Raw genomic sequence first — 22,147 nt, 5'->3', positions numbered from 1 at the left:
GCTTTAGTTGTCATTGTTGTGGTTGCAAAAAATGGTCAAACTGTCATCATTGAATCTATAATAACCCCGTATTTAGGCATTCCTTGTTAAATACCAGTCGTTAAAAGTTAGTTATTGGGATGCAAAGGATTAAAAATTAACAAACTGATGTTGTATTCAGGATAAGGAATGATATGAAAAAAGAAATAATCAAGTCATTAATAGGAATCGGCGGAGCTATTGTTTTTACTGCTTGCAGTCCCACATTAACGCCTTCGGAGCATATAGAAAAGAGTAAGCATTTTTCAGCTGAAAATAATCATGGTGCGGCAATAGTTGAGTTAAAAAATGCGATAAAAAGTGCTCCTAGCAATTTAAATGCAAGAATTTTGCTCGGTAAGGCCTACATGAAAGTTGGCAACGGCGAAAGCGCAGAAAAAGAGTTTAATAAAGCGTTAGAGCTAGGGGGGAAGTCTGAAGAAATAAAGCCACTGTTGCTTGAAGTGTTAAATTACAATGGAAATTATGATGAAGTTTCTTTTTTAATCGCGCAATTGGAAGATGATTTACCTGCAGAAGCCTTTGATGCAGCCTATTTACAATATGCCATAGCACTCACCTATGCATCACAATTAAAAAATCACCCTGAGGTGGCAGAACACTTAAAAAATAGTGCTAATCCATCTTTTCATCATGCTGGCGTAGTTTTTGAAAAAGTAATCGCTGGAAATTTGCCAAATATAGAGCAAGCATTAGACGAGTTGCCAGCTGTTGAGTTGAATAAGGAGTTTTGGTTTTTATCAGGTACTCTTTATTTAAGTAATCAAAACTTTACCAAAGCAACCGAGATGTTTGACAAATACCAAGGAGACAATACCGGTAACTTGAGGCTTTATTTGTATAAGGCACAAAGTTTAATAGGAGAGTCGAAAACAAGCGAAGCAGAAACGCTTGTTGATCAAATATTAAGTAAAATTGAGGGACAACCTTTAGCAAATCACATGAAGTCAATTATCGCTTATAAAAAAGAAGAATTTGAATTAGCGAAAATACATGCTGAAAAATCTATTCAAAGTGGTTTAAGCACAGATATGAACAGGCTGGTAGCTGGCCTGAGTGCATATAAGTTAAAAAGTTTTGAGGTTGCTAGTCAATACCTGTCATCAGTAGTTGAACGCTTGCCAGTGAATCATCCGGCAAGAAAGGTTTATGTGCTGGTGCAGAATGAGCTAGGTTATTCTGCTGAGTCTCCCAGTATTTTTAATGATACTAACGCTATAGCAGAGGAAGACTTTGATTTGTTGGTACAAGTTAGCCAAAACTTTATTAATAATGGCGAATATGAAAAAGCTCAAGCATTAATAAGTAAAGCTGACGATGTTAGCAGTATCGATGCAATATTTAAACGAGGTGTGTTAAAGCTTTCTATGAATGACTTGGATGGCATTCTGGATTTAGAGCGAACATTGAACATATCTTCTGATCATATCCCCGCAAAAGTAGCACTTACACAAGTATATTTAGTACAAAAAAACTTCGAAAAATCGTTAGAGCTTGCTAAAGAGCTAGTGTCTAGTGCTCCAGAAAAAGCGGTTAGCCACAAGTTGCTGGCAAGGGCTTATTTAGGTCTGGGCGATAGAGTTAAAGCTGAAAAGCAAATAAGAGAAGCGCATAAAATAGATGCTGATGACACAAGTTCAGTTTTGTTTTTAGTGAAACTGTTATTTGAAGATGCAAGAGAGCAAGCAGCAATTGATATATTGCGCAAAAACCTCGATCGTAAACCAACAGATATTAGGTTGTTATCAGCACTCTATTATTCCGAGAAAAAACAGGGTAACCCTGAACATTCTTTAAAATTGATAAAAACAACCCTTGACGGTAATGTTAATAATTTAAACCTGAAATTATTGTATGGTACGGCTTTATTTGAAGAAAAAAGGTACAAAGACGTTGTGTCTTTGTGGAATAACTTGCGATCTCAACAAGTGTCTTCACAGGTATTTTGGAATACTTTAGGTGAAAGCTACCTTCAAATAAATGATATAAACGCAGCAATTTCGGTTTTTGAACAGTGGCATTCGTTATTTCCGAAGCAAAAAACCGCTGCGATTAGGCTAGCAAACTCCTATGAAAGAGCTAATCAGTTTGAAAAAGCTTTAAACGTTGTTAAGCAAGGCTTAAGCCGTTACGCAAATGATGAACAGCTTATTTTATTATCAATATATTATAAAATACGTTTAGGTGACTATGACGGGGCTATGTTAGCTATTCAACAACTGAGTAAAACCCAACAAAGCAGCCCATTAATAAAAGGGTTAAAGGGCCAAGCTTTGTATGGTATGAAAAAGTATAAAGAAGCAAGCACCTATTTAGTTAGTCAGTATGAAATAGAGCCGAATACACGCCATATTAGCTTACTATCAAGTGCTTATAATCGAGCGGGTCAAAATGATAAAGCTATAGTTGCTTTAAAACGTCATCTTAAAAATCGCCCAACGGATTATTTTGCTAAAGGATTATTAGCGCAATATGCGATGGATTCAGACCTTGCGCTATCGAGAACGCATTACAAGGAACTATTAAAGCAGTATCCAAATAACGCATCTCTGCTAAATAATTTGGCATGGGTTGAATACAAAGATAAAAATTATAGTGAAGCAAAGGCCGTAGTTAATCAGGCGTTATTAATTGCCCCCGACAACGCTAAAATTTTAGATACCTTAGGCATGATACATATGGCATTAGGCGATAAAGAATCAGCACGCTCTGCGTTTAATAAGGCGCTGCTGATATCTCCCAATGATGCGAATATTGCAGAGCACCTCAAAAGTGCCTCTCAATAATTAATCATCAAAAATGGTTAAAATGGTGTCGGTTTTTTTTACAAGGCTGCAAAGCGTAGACAAGAGTTTATTTTCAAATACTTGATTTTAAAGTAATAAATAATAGTGGCATACGGCTTGCTTTACATGAGTCAGGTAATATGAAACAAATTAAACTTTCTAAGAAGGGAATTAGGCATGAAAAATAAATTAATTGCTTTAGCTATGATGACAGCTTTAAGTGCATCAGCAAATGCAAGTGTAATTACACTTGATACAACTGGATTTGGTGGCTCAACTACTTTTGATTTTGACCTGATTCAATTCTTATCTGAAACTGGAGCTAATTCAGCAAGTGTAACTCAAACCGATACCAGTGGTGACGGTTCTATTGCTGGCCCAGATGCTTTTATGGAAATGGGTGGCACGTCAGTTTTAAGTTTTAACTTAGATGGTTCATTGGCTCAGTTTGGCCAAGGTGTTGATGGTTGGAATATCTTTTTTGATTACCAAGTTGGCGGTATGGCTAACCAAGATGTAACGGGTGATTTGCAAGTTAATTTTGACACTCTTATTTCAGGTAGCTTATATGCTGTTGATACATCAACCAATATCAACTACGGTTTAGCTACTTTCTCTTTACTTGGTGGTGATTGTGATATTGATGCGGATGTTGATGGTACAGGCTCTGTATTTGTAGAAGCGGCTAGCTCTTGTCATTTAGATTTATCAGGTGTGTTTGAAGATGGCTATTTTACTGACTCAACTGGTTTGGACTTAGGTCAATATGATGATCTTGGTAAAGCACTTACTGTTAGCTATGATGCTACGGTAACTGCAATCAACGGTTTAAAAGCTGTATACCCAGGTGGTCCAGGTTCTTCTCAAACCTTTAGTGTTGAGCATACAGCATCAATGGAAATCAACGTTCCAGAGCCTACTACCGTTGCTATTTTAGGTTTAGGTCTTTTAGGCTTTGCAGGCGCAAGACGTCGTAAATCTTAATATCATTTAACGATATATTATTTTAAAAACCGGTTATTTTAACCGGTTTTTTTATGTCCAAAATTTGTGCACCTCAATGTAGGTTGGAATTTATTCTGACATTGGCGCAATGAATTACGCCCTACAGGGGCGGTGATCTAATGTAGGTTAGCATTCATTCTGACATTGGTGCAATGAATTACGCCCTACAAGAGATGTGATCTAATGTAGGTTAGCATTCATTCTGACATTGGTGCAATGAATTACGCCCTACAGGGGCTGTGGTCTAATGTAGGTTAGAATTTATTCTGACACTGGCGCAATGAATTACGCCCTACAAGAGATGTGATCTAATGTAGGTTAGAATTTATTCTGACATTGGCGCAATGAATTACGCCCTACAGGGGCTGTGGTTTAATGTAGGTTAGAATTTATTCTGACTTTGGTGCAATGAATTACGCCCTACAGGGGCGGTAGTTTAATGTAGGTTAGAATTTATTCTGACATTGGTGCAATGAATTACACCCTACAGGTGTGGCGCAATGAATTACGCCCTACAAGGAATGTGGTTTAATGTAGGTTAGAATTTATTCTGACATTGGTGCAATAAATTACACCCTACAGGGGCTGTGGTCTAATGTAGGTTAGAATTTATTCTGACACTGGCGCAATGAATTACGCCCTACAGGGGCTGTGGTCTAATGTAGGTTAGAATTTATTCTGACATTGGTGCAATGAATTACACCCTACAGGGGCTGTGGTCTAATGTAGGTTAGAATTTATTCTGACAAAGGTGCAATAAATTACACCCTACAGGTGTGGCGCAATGAATTACGCCCTACAAGAGATGTGATCTAATGTAGGTTAGAATTTATTCTGACATTGGTGCAATGAATTACGCCCTACAAGAGATGTGATCTAATGTAGGTTAGAATTTATTCTGACAAAGGTGCAATAAATTACACCCTACAGGTGTGGTGCAATAAATTACACTATTTAACAAGCAGTTTATCTAAAGGTAGCCTTGTTGATCGTGACTTGGGAAGTTCACTCCTGCCAATACGCCCCAAAAACACCGTGTTTTCAGCATTTTGTACAATATTTTCAAACATTGCTTTACCTTTTTTGGCATTTTCAATGACGGATTTATCATCTGTAAAATGAATGTCATTGGTGAGGTATTTTGAAAATATAACCGGGGTTTGCTCTGGTTGGAAGCCTAAACCAAGCTTAGCTGAGGTTAACCAAAAGCGTTGTAAAACCCGTCCTGCTGCAATGTATTCTGCTGTCGTTGTTATCGGCTTGTCTGTTTGCAAAGCGAAGTGAGCGCAGCTTTTTAAGCTGGGAATAAAATCTAACTGTATACGAGGCATAAGTGTGCCAGCTAGGTATTTATTAGTAAATTCTATTCTACTCCAACTATGAAACATCCATTGCATCAAGCGAGCAGTCATCCAATCAACTCCTAAGGCTTGCTCTGGTATTTTTGTTTCACTGTATTGGGCTTTCCATTCAATAATTTCTTTATGAACGGCAAAAGCTTCTTTCATGGTTAAGCGAGTTTTTGCGTTAGTGAAATTGAGTTTTGCAATGGCAAGTTTTTGATCAGATGACTCAAACCACTGAACATTGAATCCTGGTTCTAATGTACTCTCTAGTTCAGATTTTTCAGCAGCAGTTAGTTTTCTTGTTCCCATTGCTCGTCTTTGAACCGCTCTGGTTTTTATGTAAGGTACTAAGGCGCTTTCAGTAATATTATCATCAGTAACTAAAGTTACTGATATTTTGATGTGTTCATCATTCGATAAGTCGCTCTCAATATTAGCCTTCAGCTTAAACTTGCTAGCAGCAATATCTATTGTTTCAAGTAAAATTCCGTGTGCTAAGTGGCTTGAATGACCATCTAAATCATATACTACGCCCTGCCTTGTATCGGTTGCATGAATAATAAAAGAGGTGTCGTTAATTAATTCAAAGCGCCAGCATTGAGTATTATCTCCGCTTGGTGCCCATCGGGCATAATCAAGTACTTTTTCTGCTAGGGTTTTCTGCACAGACTCAACTTCAGCAGGGCTTTTGATAGCTCCTTCAGCAAGGAACATCTTTTTACCCAAACTAAAGGCTAACCGTTGCATTGGATTTTTATATCCACCAGGGCGCCATGTTTTTTTAAACTGATTGGTATAAGCATCAAAATGCAATCCCCAAGGCACGTTTAAAACATCACCTCGATTCAATAGTATTTTTGCAACCTGTGAGCCAGCAACTCCTGAAGCTAGTTGACAGCCCATCATGGTGGAAGGGCCCTTTTTGTTGGCTAAATCAAGTTTGGAAGGGTCAACTAAGTATGATTTTTGTAATGCTGCTGGCGTTAAACCAATAAAGAACTTTAAATATTGTTCGTTTTCTGAGAAACCTTCTAGCCCGAAGTATTGTTCAAATGTCATTTTACCTGGGAGAAAATTCAAATAGGCGGTACCCATGCCTATGGGAGCGGCGGTCGTTGCAGGTATTCCTAACTCAGCACACAGTTTGAAAACAGTTTTTCTAGCCTCTAAGGCAAAAAAATCTAGCGAATCAACATAACAATCAACATCTGTTAGAAACTCGGTAGCGTTATTCGAATTGATGCCATCAGGAAATAACTTTATCTCAACTTCAGGGTTAATAGATTTGGCCATTTCAACCATGGTGTCTAATTTTTTTACATCATAACTATGGATGTTGGCACCGGCTTGGCGGTTAGTGTTTTCACAGGCAAACTCGTCAAAATCAGAAAGGTGAAATTTGGTAATGCCAAGGCGTAATAGGGTAAGTAAGTGCGACCCGCCGACACCACCCATACCTGCTATAGCAATGCGCTTTGATTTTAAAATGTGCTGTTCGGCTTCACTAAACCAGCCAATATTTCTTGAGAAAGCTAAATCATAATCGAAAAAGTTTGCCATAAAGGTCTCTAAATTATTTATCTGCTAAGTTGGTATAAGGGATAAAAAACATTTGCTTCTTTAGATCATTATAAATAATGTCATATAACTCACTAATTTGGCTGGTTAATTCACGATGAAAGTTTTCACGAGATAAATAAAACATGGCTCGTCGTCCATGATAATCAGTTTCTTCTCCAATTTGTTCAAAAGGCAAACCAAAACGTTGCAGGCGCCTATTTAGCCTTGGTTCCATCATGACAAGAATGCCAACATGGTTACATATTTCAGCTAAAGCTAACCCAGACAAGTATAACCCCATGGCAATATTAGGGAAATTTCTGCGCTCTATTTCAGAAAACACCACGTCAGGGTTAACGTTATTTAAAACATATGGCGTATTTTTTTCTTTTTCACGACGTCTAAAGTCTGATAGCACTGCCAACCTTGAAATTTCACCAAAACCACCACGTGGTAATTGTTGGGTATCAATAGCACCTGGAATTGCGCTATCTAAGCAGCTTTCTTCAAAGGGTAATTTGAGCTGAGGATTATCTGCAGGGGGTATAACTAATCTGATACAACCGGCAAAAGTTTTAGTTCTTTTGTGTTCTAACACACAGTGAAACGAGTAGTTATCACATTTGTCTGTTTCCATTTGACGTTCATTTTCCGGCTCCCAGCCAAGTTCATCGCAATAAACACCGTAACGTATTTTAAAAGCTGCTTGCCTTAATGCTTTAGTATTGGCAAATTTAATTGCAAAGTACTGGCTAAAGTTTTCAGCAATAGAAAATTCACTCATTCTAATTCCATAGTTGTCTGTATTGGTTGTCTATATTGAAAATTAAAAATATTCCAATTAAATATAGCAGGAAACTGTGTCTTTTCCTCGCTTTTTTAAGATCTTATTTAAAAAAAAAGCAAAGGGATCGCTAGTAATATAGGTACTCAAGATTGGTTACAGTTCAAAAGCCATGTTATTTAGCATATTATAATATGCTAAATAAATATGATCCTGATAACGGTATAAAAATGAATCAATTAAATTCACATATGAATATACTTCCTATTATCATGTGTGGTGGCAGCGGTACTCGGCTTTGGCCTTTATCACGAGCTCAATTTCCTAAACAGTTTATACCCTTAGTCAATGATACCAGCATGATGCAAGATACGTTGGCGCGCTTACCTAGTAATCATCAAGCCCCTGTTTTTATATGTAATGAAGACCATCGTTTTTTAGTGGCAGAGCAGGTTAAGCAAGTACAGTGTAATGATGCAACCATTTTACTTGAACCTGAAGGGCGTAATACCGCACCTGCAGTGGCGCTAGCGGCACTTAATGCATTAGCTGAGAATAAAGAGGCACTGTTATTAGTATTGGCAGCTGATCATGTTATTGAAAATGTTGATAAATTTCATCAAGCCATTGATCTTGCCACTGTGTCTGCAAAGCAAGGTAAATTAGTGACTTTTGGTATTGTTCCCACTCATGCGGAAACAGGTTATGGCTACATTAAGCAAGGTGCTGCATTGGATAATGTTTATGAGGTTGCACAATTTGTTGAAAAACCGGATAAAGATACAGCTCAGCAATATTTAGCCTCAGGTGAATATTTATGGAACAGTGGTATGTTTTTGTTTAAAGCGAGCCGCTACCTTGAAGAATTAGAGAAATCTAGGCCAGATATTTTAGCGTCATGCCGAAAATCAATGGCCAATATAGAAAAAGATTTGGACTTTACTCGCCCTGACCGAGAAGCCTTTTTAACGTGTGCTGATGAGTCTATTGATTATGCGGTCATGGAAAAAACAGAAGATGCTGTTGTGGTGCCACTTGATGCCGGCTGGAGCGATGTAGGCTCTTACTCTGCTTTGTGGGAAGTGTGTGAGCAAGACACACAGCAAAATGTGCTTAAGGGGGATGTTATAGCTCATGATACCGCCAACAGCTATATCCACAGTCAAAATAAACTTGTGGCCACTTTAGGGGTCAATAATTTGGTGGTAATAGATACACCCGATGCGGTTTTAATTGCAGATAAAGATAAAGTGCAAAATGTAAAAGATATTGTTAATGAGCTTAAAGAGCAGCAGCGCTCAGAAGTGAATTTACATCGAGAAGTATACCGTCCTTGGGGGAAGTTCGATAGCGTAGATAATGGTGAGCGCTTTCAAGTCAAGCGAATTACCGTGAATCCTGGTGCTAAATTGTCGGTACAAATGCATCATCATAGAGCTGAACATTGGATTATTGTGTCAGGAACAGCAAAAGTGACACTAGATGGTAAAACAGTGTTATTAAGTGAAAACCAATCAACGTATATACCAGTTGGTGTTGTTCATGCACTTGAGAACCCTGGAAAACTGCCATTGGAAATGATTGAAGTACAGTCGGGTAGTTATTTGGGTGAAGATGATATTGTTCGGTTTGAAGATAAATACGGGAGAACGTAATTTAGTGGCGGAATGAATTCCGCCCTACATTGGCTGGTATTTGTTGTAGGTGTTTAATGTAGGGTGTAATTCATTGCACCATATCGCTTGGAGGGTGTGATTTATTGATTCCCCCATGTAGGGCGTAATTTATTGCGCCAGTGTCAGAATGAATTCTAACCTACATGGTTAATGTTTGGCGTGGGTGTTAAATGTAGGATGTGATTTATTGGTTCCCCCCATGTAGGGCGTAATTTATTGCGCTAGTGTCAGAATGAATTCTAACCTACATGGTTAATGTTTGGCGTGGGTGTTTAATGTAGGGTGTGATTTATTGGTTCCCCCATGTAGGGCGTAATTTATTGCGCTTGTCAGAATGAATTCTAACCTACATGGTTAATGTTTGGCGTGGGTGTTTAATGTAGGGTGTGATTTATTGGCTCCCCCATGTAGGGCGTAATTTATTGCGCTTGTCAGAATGAATTCTAACCTACATGGTTAATGATTGGCGTGGGTGTTTAATGTAGGGCGTAATTTATTGGTTCCCCCATGTAGGGCGTAATTTATTGCGCGAATGACAGTTAAGGTTAAATAATAATGAATGATATTTTCAAAGGTGAATCTTCGCAACTCGACACCTGCAACTCGAAACCGCTTTCTTGTTTTAAAGCCTACGATATCAGAGGTCAGCTTGGGGAAGAGTTAAACACGGATATTGCCTATCGAATAGGGCGTGCTTTTTCCGAGCACACTAAAGCTGAAAAAGTAGTCGTTGGTGGTGATATTAGACTCACCAGTGAAGAGCTTAAGCAGGCGCTCGCAAAAGGCTTAATGGCTGGTGGTACTAATGTTATTGATATTGGCTTATGTGGTACGGAACATATTTATTTTGCTACCAGCCATTTAAAATGTGATGGCGGTATTGTGGTAACGGCAAGTCATAATCCTATTGATTATAATGGTATGAAGTTGGTAAGAGAAAATTCAAAACCGATAAGTGGTGATACAGGCCTTTTGGATATTAAACGCCTCGCAGAGCAAAATAAATTTGCAAAAGTTTCATCGCACGGCCAATTAACAAGCCTGAGTATTAGTCAAGCCTATACAGATCATCTGCTAACCTATATTGATGTCGGAAACCTATCATTGGTCGATCATGCTGGGGAGTCTAAGCTATTAAAATTAGTTGTAAATGCAGGTAATGGTGCAGCAGGCCCAGCACTTGATGCCATTGAATCAGCGTTTAAAAAATTGTCTGTAGCAGTTGAGTTCATCAAAGTGCATCATCAACCGGATGGGAGCTTTCCTAATGGCATACCTAATCCATTATTAATAGAAAACCGAGCCGCGACGCGAGAAGCGGTGATTAAGCATAAAGCAGATATGGGTATTGCTTGGGATGGTGATTTTGATCGCTGTTTCTTGTTTGATGAGCAAGGAGAATTTATTGAAGGGTATTATATTGTTGGTTTGTTAGCAGAAAACTTTCTGAATAAATCTTCAACAGATACTGTTTCACAAGCAAAAGTGATTCATGATCCTAGGCTAACATGGAATACTATTGATATTGTTGAGAACGCCGGTGGTCAAGCAGTTCAAAGTAAAACAGGTCATGCTTTTATCAAAGAGCGTATGCGCAGTGAAGATGCTATTTATGGTGGTGAAATGAGCGCGCATCACTATTTTAGAGATTTCTTTTACTGCGATAGTGGTATGATTCCTTGGTTATTAATTGCGGAATTAGTGTGTTTACGTCAACAACCGCTTTCAAGTTTGGTTCGTGCGAGAATTAAAAAATATCCATCATCGGGGGAAATAAATAATACGATACCCGACCCGAAAAAAGCAATAGCACGTGTGTTTGACCACTATCAAGCTGATGCCGGGGTTATTGATAAAACTGATGGAATTAGCATGGAGTTCGGTTCATGGCGCTTTAATTTGCGCAGCAGTAACACCGAACCTGTGGTTCGATTAAATGTTGAATCCAAAGGTGATGTGGCGTTAATGGAAGACAAAACCCAAGAAGTATTAGCTTTGCTATTGCAATAATTGTTAATTAGCAGAAGATTGTCAGAATAAATTCTAACCTACATGGGGTGGAGTTAGTTGTAGGGCGTAATTCATTGCGCCAACATATTATTTAAAAGAGGAACTACTATGTCACGGACTGACTTATACAAAGGTAGGTATAGCGAAAAACACAGAGAATATTTCGTCACCTTTGTCTGCAAAGGCAGAATGAATTTATTTTCGAATGAAAATTTGGCACGATTATTTTGTGAAACAATTGCTATTAATGAAGAGCATTGTGACAGTATTTGGCTAACTTGGGTATTAATGCCAGATCACTTTCATGGTTTGTTGAGGTTAGGTGAGACATTATCACTATCTCAAACCATTAAACACTTGAAAGGTAGTACGGCTAGAAAAATTAATATCGAATTAGAGCAGTCAGAGTCTATCTGGCAACAAGGTTTTTTTGATAGAGCCTTAAGAAAGTGTGAAGATAGAAGACAGGTGGCAAGGTATATCGTCGCAAACCCGTTAAGAAAAAGAATAGTATCCAATATTGGTAATTATGCGTATTGGGATAGTGTTTTTTTGTAGGGCGTAATTTATTGCACCATATCTCTTGTAGGGCGTAATTCATTGCGCCAAGGAAAGAGTGTAACCGTTAACACGCTAGTAATTGTCAGAATGAATTCTAACCTACATGGTTAATGTTTGGGTTGGTGTTTGTTGTAGGGCGTAATTCATTGCGCCAAGTAAAGAGTGTAACCGTTAACACGCTAGTAATTGTCAGAATAAATTCTAACCTACATGGTTAATGTTTGGGTTGGTGTTTGTTGTAGGGTGTAATTTATTGCGCGAGATAAAATGTTTGATTGTAGGGCGTAATTCATTGCGCGAGTAAGTTTTAAAGAGGGATTATAATCCCCAAACAGGATGGTTAAATGAAAATAATAAAATCAATAATATGTATCAGTGTTGCTATGGCAATTTCAGCTTGTAGCGAGCAAAAATCTGCACAAACATATATAACTGAAGCTGAGAGCTTACTTGTAAAAGAACAAAATACCGAGGCAGCTATTGCGTTGAAAAACGCGTTAAAAATAGAGTCTAAAAATACTCAGGCAAGATTCCTCTTAGGTAGCTTATACTTAGAAGCAGGTGATGCTGAAAGAGCCATTAAAGAATTAGAGCTGGCCAACAGGTTTAAATATGACACTAACCAAGTGTTACCCTTATTAGCTCGTTCATATATGTTAGTAGAGGATGATGAGCAGCTATTATCCCTCGCTGCGCAAGAAAAGTCCCTATCATCAGTTAACACTCAATACCTAGCTTATAAAACGCTAGCAGCGTTGCGAACCAACCAAAGTGAACTTGCACAAGAAACTGTTAATGCAGCGTTAGCGTTTTCAAAAACAGATGGCTTTAGCATGTTAGCCAATGCATATTTAGAGTTTTCTAAACAGAATGTGGCTCAAGCTGGTGCTTTGGTAAAGCGCACGTTAATGGCAACACCAGATAATGTTGATGCGCTAATGCTGCAAGGACAAATTGCCACGGTTGAAAAGAATTATGAGCTTGCGGTGGATAGTTTTAAGCGCTATTTAGCGCTGCAACCCAATTCAGGTAAAGTACGCTTATTTATTGCCGATGGTTTGGTAAAAAATGGTCAATATAGTGAAGCCGAAGAATTTGCTGATAGCATTTTAGCTAAAGTGCCAACTCAGCCTTTTATGCAATATATTAAAGCGATGGCGCGGTTTAGTGATAATGATTATCAAGCGGCAAATAGTTTTGCTAGTCAATCTTTAAGCTCTGGGTTTAAATCATTTAGTTTGAAGTTGGTTGCAGGGGCAAGTGCTTTTTATTTGAAAAACTATGAGCAGAGTAATTTACATTTAACCGATATTATTGCTTACCTGCCACCCGAACATGCAGCAAGAAGAATGCTAGCGGTTAGCCAACTGCAACTTGGTTTAATTGACGATGTGGGTGAAACGCTTAAAAATTATGATTCGAAAAACCAAGAAAATGCTCAATTTTTATCAACGCTAAGCTATGAATTATTAGAGCTTGGGGCTTATGAAAAAGCCCAAGAAATGGCTGATTATGTTTCCCAAGCTAACGATTTGACTCCGGAGCAAACCGCGAGGGCAGGTGTGTTAAAGTTGATGATGAATGATCCTACGGGCATAGAAAATCTAGAGCTAGCCTTAAAGCAAAACCCTGAAATGGTTTCAGCAGAGCTGGCTTTAGCTTTTGCGTCAATTAAAGCAGGTGACCTAACTCGAGCAACCGAAATAGCTGAAAAATGGTTGCAACAATACCCGGACAAAGCCGGAGGTCACAATTTACAAGCAACCATTCTATTTAAAAAAGACCAACTATCACAGGGAAAAGCAGCATTAGAAAGAAGTCTCGAATTAGAGCCTAATAATGTTTACGCACTCACTCAAATGGTTAAGCTTGCTCATCATCAAAAAGATACTAGTCAAGCTATGCTATGGGCCGAGCAAGCATTAAAAGCACACCCAGACAATCTTGACGTGTTGCGACTGTATTTTGAATTTCATAAAAATGAAGAGGGCTTAAAAGTAATTACCAAGGCTCAACAAGATCATGCTGATAATGTTAGCTATGGCATTTTGTTGGCAGAAGCATTAATGCACTTAGAACAGTTTAAGCAAGCAAGTACCTTATTAAATAGCTATCAAGTGAATGTAAAAACCCCAAAACGTTATTGGCAGTTAGTACTTGGGGCAAATGGCAAGTTACCCGAAAGTAAAGATGTTTATTTAATTTTAAATAAATGGAATAAGACCAACCCTTATCACATTGAACCTGTTTTTTTGTTAGTGAATTATTGGACGAATAAAAAATCGCCAGAAAGAGCGTTAAGTATCTTGAAAGAGGCGTTAAACAAGAGCCCAAATAATTTAGTACTGCACTTGATTAAAATGCAGGTGTTGTTAGATTTCCGCCGCAATGATGATGCAAAACACTTGCTAGAATCTTTAGCTAAATTTGATATAGACAATAGTGTGCTTGCAGGCATTGAAGGACGAATTTTCTTACTTGATAGGAAGTTTGCGGAGGCAATTCCTAAACTTCAGCTTCGATACCAAGCTAAACCTACCACGATTAATGCAACCTATTTAGCCTTGGCGCTGGAGGGCAATGGCCAACAAACTCAAGCGATAAAACTACTTGAGCAAGTTGCAGAAGCTGAATCAAAGGACAATGCTTTTGATGCTAATGTCAGTTTAACCTTGGCTAATATGTATTTAGCGGATGATAAAAATAAAGCAGTTACTGAATATGAGCGGTTAATTAAAGTTAAACCCAATAATATTGTGGCACTCAATAATTTATCTTGGCTTTATATGAAAGAAGGCAAGCTTGCTAAATCACTGGAATTTGCAAAGTTAGCTTATGAGCAGCAACCTAAGATTCCTAATGTGGTAGACACATACGGACAAGCGTTATTGAAGTCTGGTCAAAAGATAAAAGCATTAGCTAAGGCGAAAGAAGCATATGAGTTGTCTGAAGGTAAAAATGTTGATATTGCATTAAATTATGCAGAAATTTTATTAGTTAATAAAAGAGTAGCTCAAGGCAAAGCTTTGTTAAGTAATATCAATGCAAAAACTGCATTACAGAAAGAAAAGAAACAGCAGTTATTGAAGTAAGCTTATAAGCCCAAAGAATATTATTTCATTTTAAGTGGAATAATTTCTTTGGCAGTTTGGTAGCCAATGTCAAACAGTGCGTTTTTTTGTTGTTGCGACATTTTGAAGTCTATGCCTGAGCATTCACCGGTGTTAATGACAATGGTATTATGCCAGAAATTTTCATTAATATATTCACGAGATATGGTAGTCATGAAGGCGCGAATGAGCAAATGAATATAATTTACGATTGGGAACATACCTGAAATTTTAATTTCGTCATATTCATTTTCACTGCGCAGTCTAAAGCATAATATTGGTGTTCCTTGCTCGTCCCAATCGCGGTGCAAGGCATCTTCAGATAAAATACTCCCGTCAACAAGAATGTGTTTTTCGAACGATTGAAAGCTAAAAACTAATGGAATAGACATAGAAAAACGCACCGCTTTAGACACTTTCATGTGGGGGGTTTTCTCTTTATTAAATATGACGGGCTTGCCATTGTTCACATCGGTGGCAATGATGTGCAAGTTTTTGTCCAAATCATTAAAGGTTTTTCCTGATAATTGGCGTTCTACCCATTGCTCAAAGACATTGCCAGAGCTTAAGCCACCATTTCGAATTAATTTGAGCAAAGAAAATTCGCGAAATTGATTGTAATCTGTTGAAAAAGCAATATCTTTACTTTCTTCTAAAGATAAACCCGCAGCATGAAAGCTGGCTACTATACTGCCGCCAGAAACACCGACTAAACTATCAAATGAAATATTCAGTTCATCCAATGCTTTTATTACCCCTAAATGAGCGGGTAATCGCGTACCGCCACCAGCAAAAATAGGTACAATATTGTTACTCATTGAGAGCCTTAAAATAAGTTTGAGTACTAATAAGTATGGATAAAAGTACCGATTTTGCTAATGTTCGCGCTTTTATTTTTTTCGGGTAAACTATATCTACCTATTGAATTACCCTTTTATCTAAAAAATAAGGACGTACATGAAGACAATATACGGATTATTAATTTCAGTAACGGTGCTATTTAGTCAAGTAGTACAAGCCGATTTTGTTGATGTGGTTGCTAAAATTAAACCGTCTGTAGTAGGTGTTGGCATACATACACCGACCAGTCGACCGCAAAATATTTTGAGGGGTACAGGCTTTGTTATCGGCAACGGTCATTTCGTCGTCACCAATGCGCATGTTTTACCTCCTGAGCTTGATGATAAGTTATTACAAAAAATGGCGGTATTTATTGGCTCAGGCAAACAGGCTCAGGTTAGACAAGCGGAGATTATTGCTACGTCTGAATTATATGATTTAGCTATTTTAAAAATATCAGGCACTGCTCTACCGGCAATGACTTTAGCCAAAAAACAGCTAAGAGCGGATGGTACTTATATTGCTTTTACCGGTTTTCCTATTGGCAGTGTGCTAGGTTTGTACCCAGTAACTCATCGCGGCATTATTGCCAGTACTACACCGACAGTTGTGCCTGCACAATCGGCACAGCAAATTAATATAAAAATGCTAAAGCGTATGCGTAATCCGTATTTGGTTTATCAACTAGATGCAACAGCTTATCCGGGCAATAGTGGTAGTGCAGTTTACGATATGAGTACAGGCGAGGTTTTAGGCATCATAAATAAAGTATTTGTTCAATCTACCAAAGAAGCGGTGATTAGCAACCCCAGCGGTATTACCTATGCGATCCCTGTTAAGTACCTTTATCAGGTAATAAAGGAAAATAAAATTAAAATCCAATAAATAATAGCGCAATAAATTACGCCCTACAGGTGTGGTGCAATGAATTACGCCCTAAAAGGGATGCGATCTAATGTAGGTTAGAATTCATTCTGACACTGGCGCAATGAATTACGCCCTACACGGGCTGTGGTCGAATGTAGGTTAGAATTTATTCTGACACTGGCGCAATGAATTACGCCCTACAAGGGATGCGATCTAATGTAGGTTGGACTTCAGTCCGACAACGTGCAATAAATTACGCCCTACACGGGCTCATTATTCTCCAACGGCTAATTGCGTTTGATGACCTTTAAGCGGTAAATATAACGCTGACAAAGGCACTAACTCTATATTGTTTTTCGCCAATGTTGGGATAAGACGTTTCAACACTTTAATGGTTTCAGGATGAGGGTGAGCGATTGCAATTGCCATTTTTTGTGAATTGGCATGTTTGATTAACAATTGAAACTGTTGGCTGATATAACTATCGGTTAATTGATTATCAAGAAAGATGTTGCGATTTTTTACTGGTACACCAACGGCTTTAGCGATATCTGACGCCTTTGAATAAGGGCTAGTTTTACTGTCTAAAAATAGTAAGCGATGTTGCTTTAAAAATCCCATCGTCCATGACATTGGAGCTACTAACTGAGTTAAATGACTACCCATATGGTTGTTTATGCCTATGGCAAACGGAATTTCTGCTAAGGATGCTTGTAAGCTAGCCAAAATTTGTTTTTTATTCATGGTGCTAGTGAGCGAACCGGGACCTAGTTTTTTGCCATTTTCAGCTTCCATGGGGATATGCAACATCACATCTTTGTGTTTGGCTTTTGCTTTTATTGCGATTTTTTTGCCATAAGGCGTATGTGGCAAAATAGAATAGGTTATTGCACCGGGTAACGATAGCGCATGCTGGTCAGTATAGCGATAACCAATATCATCAATAATGATGGCAATTCGATCGGGCTGAGCTTGTACTAAGCTCGTATTAAAAAGATAGGCGATAGGTAACAAAACAAGAAGCGTAAACTTCGATACGGCAATAAACATTCTTTTAATTTTTATAATCGACGAATGATGTAATCATACCATTTGCTATGATTTTATTATACAAGCTTTTACCATGTAAGGCGGAATTCATCAGACCAAAATCTGGTTAGATGCTCCGTCCATGTAGGGCGGAATTCATTCCGACAAATAACTCTCATCAACGACACCAAATTTTAGGATTAAGGGCATTTCCTTGATGGCGAATTTCAAAATAAAGCCCCGGTCTATCTTGACCACCACTTTGACCAACCAATGCAATGGGCTCTCCGGTTTCTACTCGATCACCGACTGATTTTAATAATGTTTGGTTATGTGCATATAAGCTCATATAGCCATTACCATGGTCGATAACCACTAATAAGCCATAACCCTTTAGCCAGTCTGAAAATAACACTGTGCCGTTGTGAATCGTTTTTACTTGTTTGCCAATAGAAGCGCCGAGTAATACCCCTTTCCACTTCAAGTATCCTTGTTTACGACTACCAAAACTATGTAATAATCGGCCTTTTACTGGCCAAGACAGCTTTCTTTTAAGCTTACTGAGCCCAGTTAAATCGATTTCTGCTTGAATTAAAGCGGTTAGTTTTTGTAAGGCGGCGGTTAAGTTGGCCTCTTCTGCTTTTAGTCGATTTAACTGTTGTGTGCTTGATAATAATTCTTTGCTTAGTGAAGCTAATGTGTTATTTCTGCTGGCTTTATTATTACTTAAACGTTGACGTTGCTTTTGTTGACTTATTTTTAAAGCATTTAATTGTTCAACTTGTTGTTGGTGTTGATTAGTTACTGCTATGAGTTGAGTTATGGTGATTTCAAATCGTTCAATTTCATTAATGCGGGCTTTGTTCAAGTATTGATAATAACTGATAGTGCGTTGAATTTTTTCACTTTGTTCTTGGTTTAATAGTAGCTTTAAATAGTCATGCTGGCCTGTGGTGTAGGCAGAGCGAAGTTGTTGTGCTAATAAATGCTCCTGAGTATTTTTTTGTGCGGTTAGTTGTTGCTTCTCTTGCTGCAAAGATGCGATTTTCTTTTGGGTGGCCTTTAATTGCTGCTGCGTTTGATTAATGGCTTTGGCTGTTTTGGCAATGGCCAAATCATCTGCTTTTAACTGTTGCTCTAAGTCTGCTCTGGCTTTATTCGCTTTGATGATATTTGATTCTTGCTGAGCAATAGCTTGCAGCACATCATTGAGCTTTGCGGTGTTTTGTTTTTTTGCTTGTTCATTGTCAGCAGCCGCCCTAGTTTGATCAATAAAGCACAAGCTGCTTAGTAAAACTAAACAGCATAGGAGTTTATTAGATAAGAATACGGCTTTGAACATTAAAACGTCAGCATGTTGGGTAAATGACAGCCAGTTTGCCGGATTAATCTAGTTGCATCAATACCGAACCTGTCATTTCTTTTGGCTGCTCTATGCCCATTAGGTTTAATAATGTTGGCGAAATGTCACTTAAGGTGCCGCTAGTCGCTGCTTTGGCGTTTCTACCAACATAAATCAGAGGAACTGGTTCACAGGTATGTGCGGTATGGGCTTGGCCTGAATTTTCATCTAGCATTTGTTCGGCATTACCATGATCAGCGGTAATTAAACATTCACCGCCAGTTTCTTGTAAAGCCGTGACAACACGACCCATACAGCTGTCCACCGCTTCACAGGCTTTAACTGCCGCAGCAAAATCGCCGGTGTGGCCAACCATGTCGCCATTTGGGTAGTTACACACAATAAAATCATGCTCGCCACTATGTATTGCTTCTACTAATTTGTCTGTGAGCAAGGTCGAGTTCATTTCTGGTTGTAAATCATAGGTAGCAACATTTGGCGAAGGTACTAATATACGTTGTTCACCGGCAAATGTATCTTCCTGTCCGCCACTAAAGAAGAAAGTAACGTGGGCATATTTTTCTGTTTCTGAAATACGTAATTGGGTTTTATTATGCTTTGCTAACCACTCGCCCATCACATTATTTAGCGCTTCAGGGGCAAAAGCGATATTGGCTTTAATGTCTGCTGAGTATTGTGTCAACATGACAAAGTCGCTAATAGCCGGTGTTTTCTTACGAGGAAAACCATCAAAATCATTTTCGGTAAAGCAGCGACTGAATTGACGCGCACGATCTGCTCTGAAATTCATAAACACTAACGCATCACCATCATTTATTGCTATCGTATTACCTTGACTATCCACGATAGCGCTAGCACTGACAAATTCATCATTTTCATCACGTTGATAAGCAGCCTCTAATGCAGAAACTGCATCGTCATATTGATATTTCGCTGCTCCTGATACCATTAAATCGTAAGCCGCTTCAACGCGATCCCAACGTTGATCTCGGTCCATAGCATAATACCGTCCAATAATTGAGGCGATTTGGCCTTCACTGGATGGTGCTGCAAACAGTTGTTCAAACTTGCGCTGTGCATTTTCTAATGACTTTTTAGAACTGCGCGGCGGGGTGTCGCGACCATCTAAAAAAGCATGTAAATAAACTTTATTGGCGCCACGGGTTTTGGCTAACTCCATCATGGCAAAGATATGATCTTCATGGCTATGCACACCACCGGGAGACAATAAACCAAAAATATGAACGGCTTTATCTTTTTCAACGGCTTTGTCTACGGCTTGGCATAAGGCAGGGTTTTGCTTGAACTCACCGTCTGCAATTGCTTTAGTGATACGCGTGAAGTCTTGATATACTACACGCCCTGCACCAAGGTTGACATGACCTACTTCAGAGTTACCCATCTGTCCCTCAGGTAGGCCTACAGCCATACCTGATGTTTGTATCAGCATATTTGGGTAGTCAGCTTTGAGTTGGTCGAGTACTGGCGTGTTAGCCGCTTGTATGGCATTTGAATCACCGTTTTCGCGATAGCCCCAGCCATCTAAGATAATTAATACGGTTGATTTTTTATTGTCATGTGCCATTGCGTGCTTGCCTTTATGGAATTGAAGATAATTGTCAATATTGTACACCTAAGTGTGCGTTTAATTAAGTAAGAAATGATTCAATGCGGGTTACTAAATTTTAAGACAACTTGATAAAGAGGGGCGGGGATTAACTCGCAATTCTAAATAGCTTGGGTATAATGTCTCGATTTTTATATTTATCAAGCGATATTTACACCTTTTACTATTTACAGATAGAGTCGATCATATATGGAACAATTTATTACTTTTCTTAGCAATAATGGCATGTTGAGTGCTGTTTGGGTTGCCCTTGTTGTTATGATTATCGTGACAACCATCAAAATTAATTTATCACCGGTAAAGCAAATAAGCCCACAAGATTTAACTTTTTTGATGAATAGAGAGCAAGGTGTAGCTCTTGATATTCGTAGCGACAAAGATTTTAACGCCGGCCATATTCTTGATGCAATAAGCCTGTCGAATGAGAAAATTACTAAAAATGGTTTTGTTAGCCTTGAAAAACACAAACAAAATCCCATCATAGTGGTATGCAGTGCTGGCCTTAGTGCCGTGAAAATTGCTAACGATATGCATAAAGCGGGCTTTGCTCGAGTTAGTGTATTGAAAGGCGGTATGGGTGCATGGACAGGTGCAGGCTTACCAGTCACTAAAAAATAACGAATTAAAATTAAGAGTAAAGTTATGGCTAAAGTTGATATTTACACTAAAGCGTATTGTCCCTATTGTACGCGAGCAAAGGCTTTACTTGAGCAAAAGCTAGCACAACATCCATCGTTGCACATCACAGAAATCGATATCGGTGGTGACATGACATTGCGTGAACAAATGATTGAACGAAGTGGCGGCGGGTATACCGTTCCGCAGATATTTATTGATGATGTTCATGTCGGTGGCTGTGATCAGCTAGTCGCATTAGAAATGAATAAAAAGTTAGATGCTTTACTAGCTGCTAACAATTAATAATTTACATAAAATACAAATACAGGAAAACCACCATGAGTGAAGAAAACCAACAACCAGCAGCTGCCGAAGCAACACCACAATTTGCTATTCAACGTGTGTACACTAAAGATGTTTCATTTGAAACACCAAACTCTCCTGCTATCTTTCAAAAAGAGTGGAAGCCAGAAATCAAGTTAGATTTGGATACGCGTTCTAATAAACTAGCAGATGATACTTATGAAGTCGTGTTAGCCGTAACGGTTACTGCAACCGTTGAAGGTCAAACAGCGTTTTTAGCTGAAGTACAACAAGCCGGTATTTTCACTATTGGTAATTTACCAGATGCACAATTAGCCCACACTATTGGCGCTTTTTGTCCAACTACGTTATTCCCATATGCACGTGAAACTGTTGCCAGTTTAGTTAACCGTGGCTCGTTCCCACAATTTAACTTATCGCCAGTTAACTTCGAAGCGCTATTTGCATCTTATGTGCAACAACAGCAAAAACAAGCTGCTGAAGCAAAGGTTAACGCACCAGAAAGTACAGAAACGCACTAGATAGTTTCGGCTTTAGTCCATGCGCAATAAATTACGCCCTACAGGGTTGTGATGCAATGTAGATTGGACTTCAGTCCGACA

General features: G+C 38.6%; 16 protein-coding genes. 10 read left to right on the top strand and 6 right to left on the bottom strand.

The features are described from left to right. Nucleotides 1-173: 173 nt before the first annotated feature. Both prsT (ABXG98_RS18480) and ABXG98_RS18475 read left to right on the top strand, forming a co-directional pair. Nucleotides 174-2,825, top strand: coding sequence for an XrtA/PEP-CTERM system TPR-repeat protein PrsT (gene prsT, locus ABXG98_RS18480; protein WP_353540187.1), 2,652 nt, complete (start codon nucleotides 174-176; stop codon nucleotides 2,823-2,825). A 177-nt stretch (nucleotides 2,826-3,002) separates the two neighbouring features. After that, entirely contained in the window at nucleotides 3,003-3,809 is an 807-nt protein-coding gene (locus ABXG98_RS18475; protein ID WP_353540186.1) for a PEP-CTERM sorting domain-containing protein, read from the top strand. Nucleotides 3,810-4,780: 971 nt separating this feature from the next. On the opposite strand, the gene ABXG98_RS18470 is transcribed toward ABXG98_RS18475, so the two are convergent. Further along, nucleotides 4,781-6,736 carry a ThiF family adenylyltransferase gene (locus ABXG98_RS18470; protein WP_353540185.1) on the bottom strand — a complete coding sequence of 652 codons (1,956 nt, stop codon included), beginning with the start codon at nucleotides 6,734-6,736 and terminating at the stop codon, nucleotides 4,781-4,783. A 13-nt stretch (nucleotides 6,737-6,749) separates the two neighbouring features. Next, nucleotides 6,750-7,520, bottom strand: a complete 771-nt coding sequence (locus ABXG98_RS18465; RefSeq protein ID WP_353540184.1) for a PEP-CTERM/exosortase system-associated acyltransferase — start codon at nucleotides 7,518-7,520, stop codon at nucleotides 6,750-6,752. 230 nt (nucleotides 7,521-7,750) lie between these two features. Between ABXG98_RS18465 and ABXG98_RS18460 the strand changes: the two genes are divergently transcribed. The 4 genes from ABXG98_RS18460 (at nucleotide 7,751) to prsT (ABXG98_RS18445) (ending at nucleotide 14,859) form a co-directional block, all read left to right on the top strand. Then, on the top strand, nucleotides 7,751-9,175 hold the full coding sequence (locus ABXG98_RS18460) for a mannose-1-phosphate guanylyltransferase/mannose-6-phosphate isomerase (protein ID WP_353540183.1): 1,425 nt from the start codon (nucleotides 7,751-7,753) through the stop codon (nucleotides 9,173-9,175). 576 nt (nucleotides 9,176-9,751) lie between these two features. Then, nucleotides 9,752-11,206 (top strand): phosphohexomutase domain-containing protein, encoded by a 1,455-nt coding sequence (locus tag ABXG98_RS18455; RefSeq protein ID WP_353540182.1) that lies wholly within the window; start codon nucleotides 9,752-9,754, stop codon nucleotides 11,204-11,206. A 108-nt stretch (nucleotides 11,207-11,314) separates the two neighbouring features. Continuing rightward, entirely contained in the window at nucleotides 11,315-11,764 is a 450-nt protein-coding gene (locus ABXG98_RS18450; RefSeq protein WP_353540181.1) for an REP-associated tyrosine transposase, read from the top strand. Between the two features lie 347 nt (nucleotides 11,765-12,111). Beyond that, nucleotides 12,112-14,859, top strand: a complete 2,748-nt coding sequence (gene prsT, locus ABXG98_RS18445) for an XrtA/PEP-CTERM system TPR-repeat protein PrsT (protein ID WP_353540180.1) — start codon at nucleotides 12,112-12,114, stop codon at nucleotides 14,857-14,859. Between the two features lie 20 nt (nucleotides 14,860-14,879). Here prsT (ABXG98_RS18445) and ABXG98_RS18440 read toward each other — a convergent pair whose 3' ends face one another. Continuing rightward, nucleotides 14,880-15,695 carry a patatin-like phospholipase family protein gene (locus ABXG98_RS18440; RefSeq protein WP_353540179.1) on the bottom strand — a complete coding sequence of 272 codons (816 nt, stop codon included), beginning with the start codon at nucleotides 15,693-15,695 and terminating at the stop codon, nucleotides 14,880-14,882. A gap of 139 nt (nucleotides 15,696-15,834) precedes the next feature. Here ABXG98_RS18440 and ABXG98_RS18435 point away from each other — a divergent pair, with 139 nt between their 5' ends. Continuing rightward, nucleotides 15,835-16,602 (top strand): S1 family peptidase, encoded by a 768-nt coding sequence (locus ABXG98_RS18435; protein WP_353540178.1) that lies wholly within the window; start codon nucleotides 15,835-15,837, stop codon nucleotides 16,600-16,602. 255 nt (nucleotides 16,603-16,857) lie between these two features. On the opposite strand, the gene ABXG98_RS18430 is transcribed toward ABXG98_RS18435, so the two are convergent. The 3 genes from ABXG98_RS18430 to gpmI form a co-directional block, all read right to left on the bottom strand. Further along, nucleotides 16,858-17,634 (bottom strand): divergent polysaccharide deacetylase family protein, encoded by a 777-nt coding sequence (locus ABXG98_RS18430; RefSeq protein WP_353540177.1) that lies wholly within the window; start codon nucleotides 17,632-17,634, stop codon nucleotides 16,858-16,860. 157 nt (nucleotides 17,635-17,791) lie between these two features. Beyond that, nucleotides 17,792-18,955 carry a murein hydrolase activator EnvC family protein gene (locus tag ABXG98_RS18425; RefSeq protein ID WP_353540176.1) on the bottom strand — a complete coding sequence of 388 codons (1,164 nt, stop codon included), beginning with the start codon at nucleotides 18,953-18,955 and terminating at the stop codon, nucleotides 17,792-17,794. 43 nt (nucleotides 18,956-18,998) lie between these two features. Then, entirely contained in the window at nucleotides 18,999-20,561 is a 1,563-nt protein-coding gene (gene gpmI, locus ABXG98_RS18420; RefSeq protein ID WP_353540175.1) for a 2,3-bisphosphoglycerate-independent phosphoglycerate mutase, read from the bottom strand. 231 nt (nucleotides 20,562-20,792) lie between these two features. On the opposite strand from gpmI, the gene ABXG98_RS18415 reads away from it, so the two are divergent. The 3 genes from ABXG98_RS18415 to secB are packed head-to-tail and all read left to right on the top strand — an operon-like array spanning nucleotide 20,793 to nucleotide 22,066. After that, nucleotides 20,793-21,221, top strand: coding sequence for a rhodanese-like domain-containing protein (locus tag ABXG98_RS18415; RefSeq protein ID WP_353540174.1), 429 nt, complete (start codon nucleotides 20,793-20,795; stop codon nucleotides 21,219-21,221). 24 nt (nucleotides 21,222-21,245) lie between these two features. After that, complete coding sequence (gene grxC / locus ABXG98_RS18410) at nucleotides 21,246-21,524, top strand: glutaredoxin 3 (RefSeq protein ID WP_353540173.1); 279 nt, start codon at nucleotides 21,246-21,248, stop codon at nucleotides 21,522-21,524. Between the two features lie 35 nt (nucleotides 21,525-21,559). Then, a complete protein-coding gene (gene secB, locus ABXG98_RS18405) occupies nucleotides 21,560-22,066 on the top strand; it encodes a protein-export chaperone SecB (protein ID WP_353540172.1) in 507 nt (168 codons plus the stop codon). The last annotated feature ends 81 nt before the right edge of the window (nucleotides 22,067-22,147 follow it).

The sequence above is a fragment of the Colwellia sp. KU-HH00111 genome (assembly GCF_040362745.1).
Taxonomy (GTDB): Bacteria; Pseudomonadota; Gammaproteobacteria; order Enterobacterales; family Alteromonadaceae; genus Colwellia.
The sequence above is the reverse complement of the archived record's forward strand: the minus strand, read 5'-3'. Positions and strand labels throughout refer to the sequence as shown.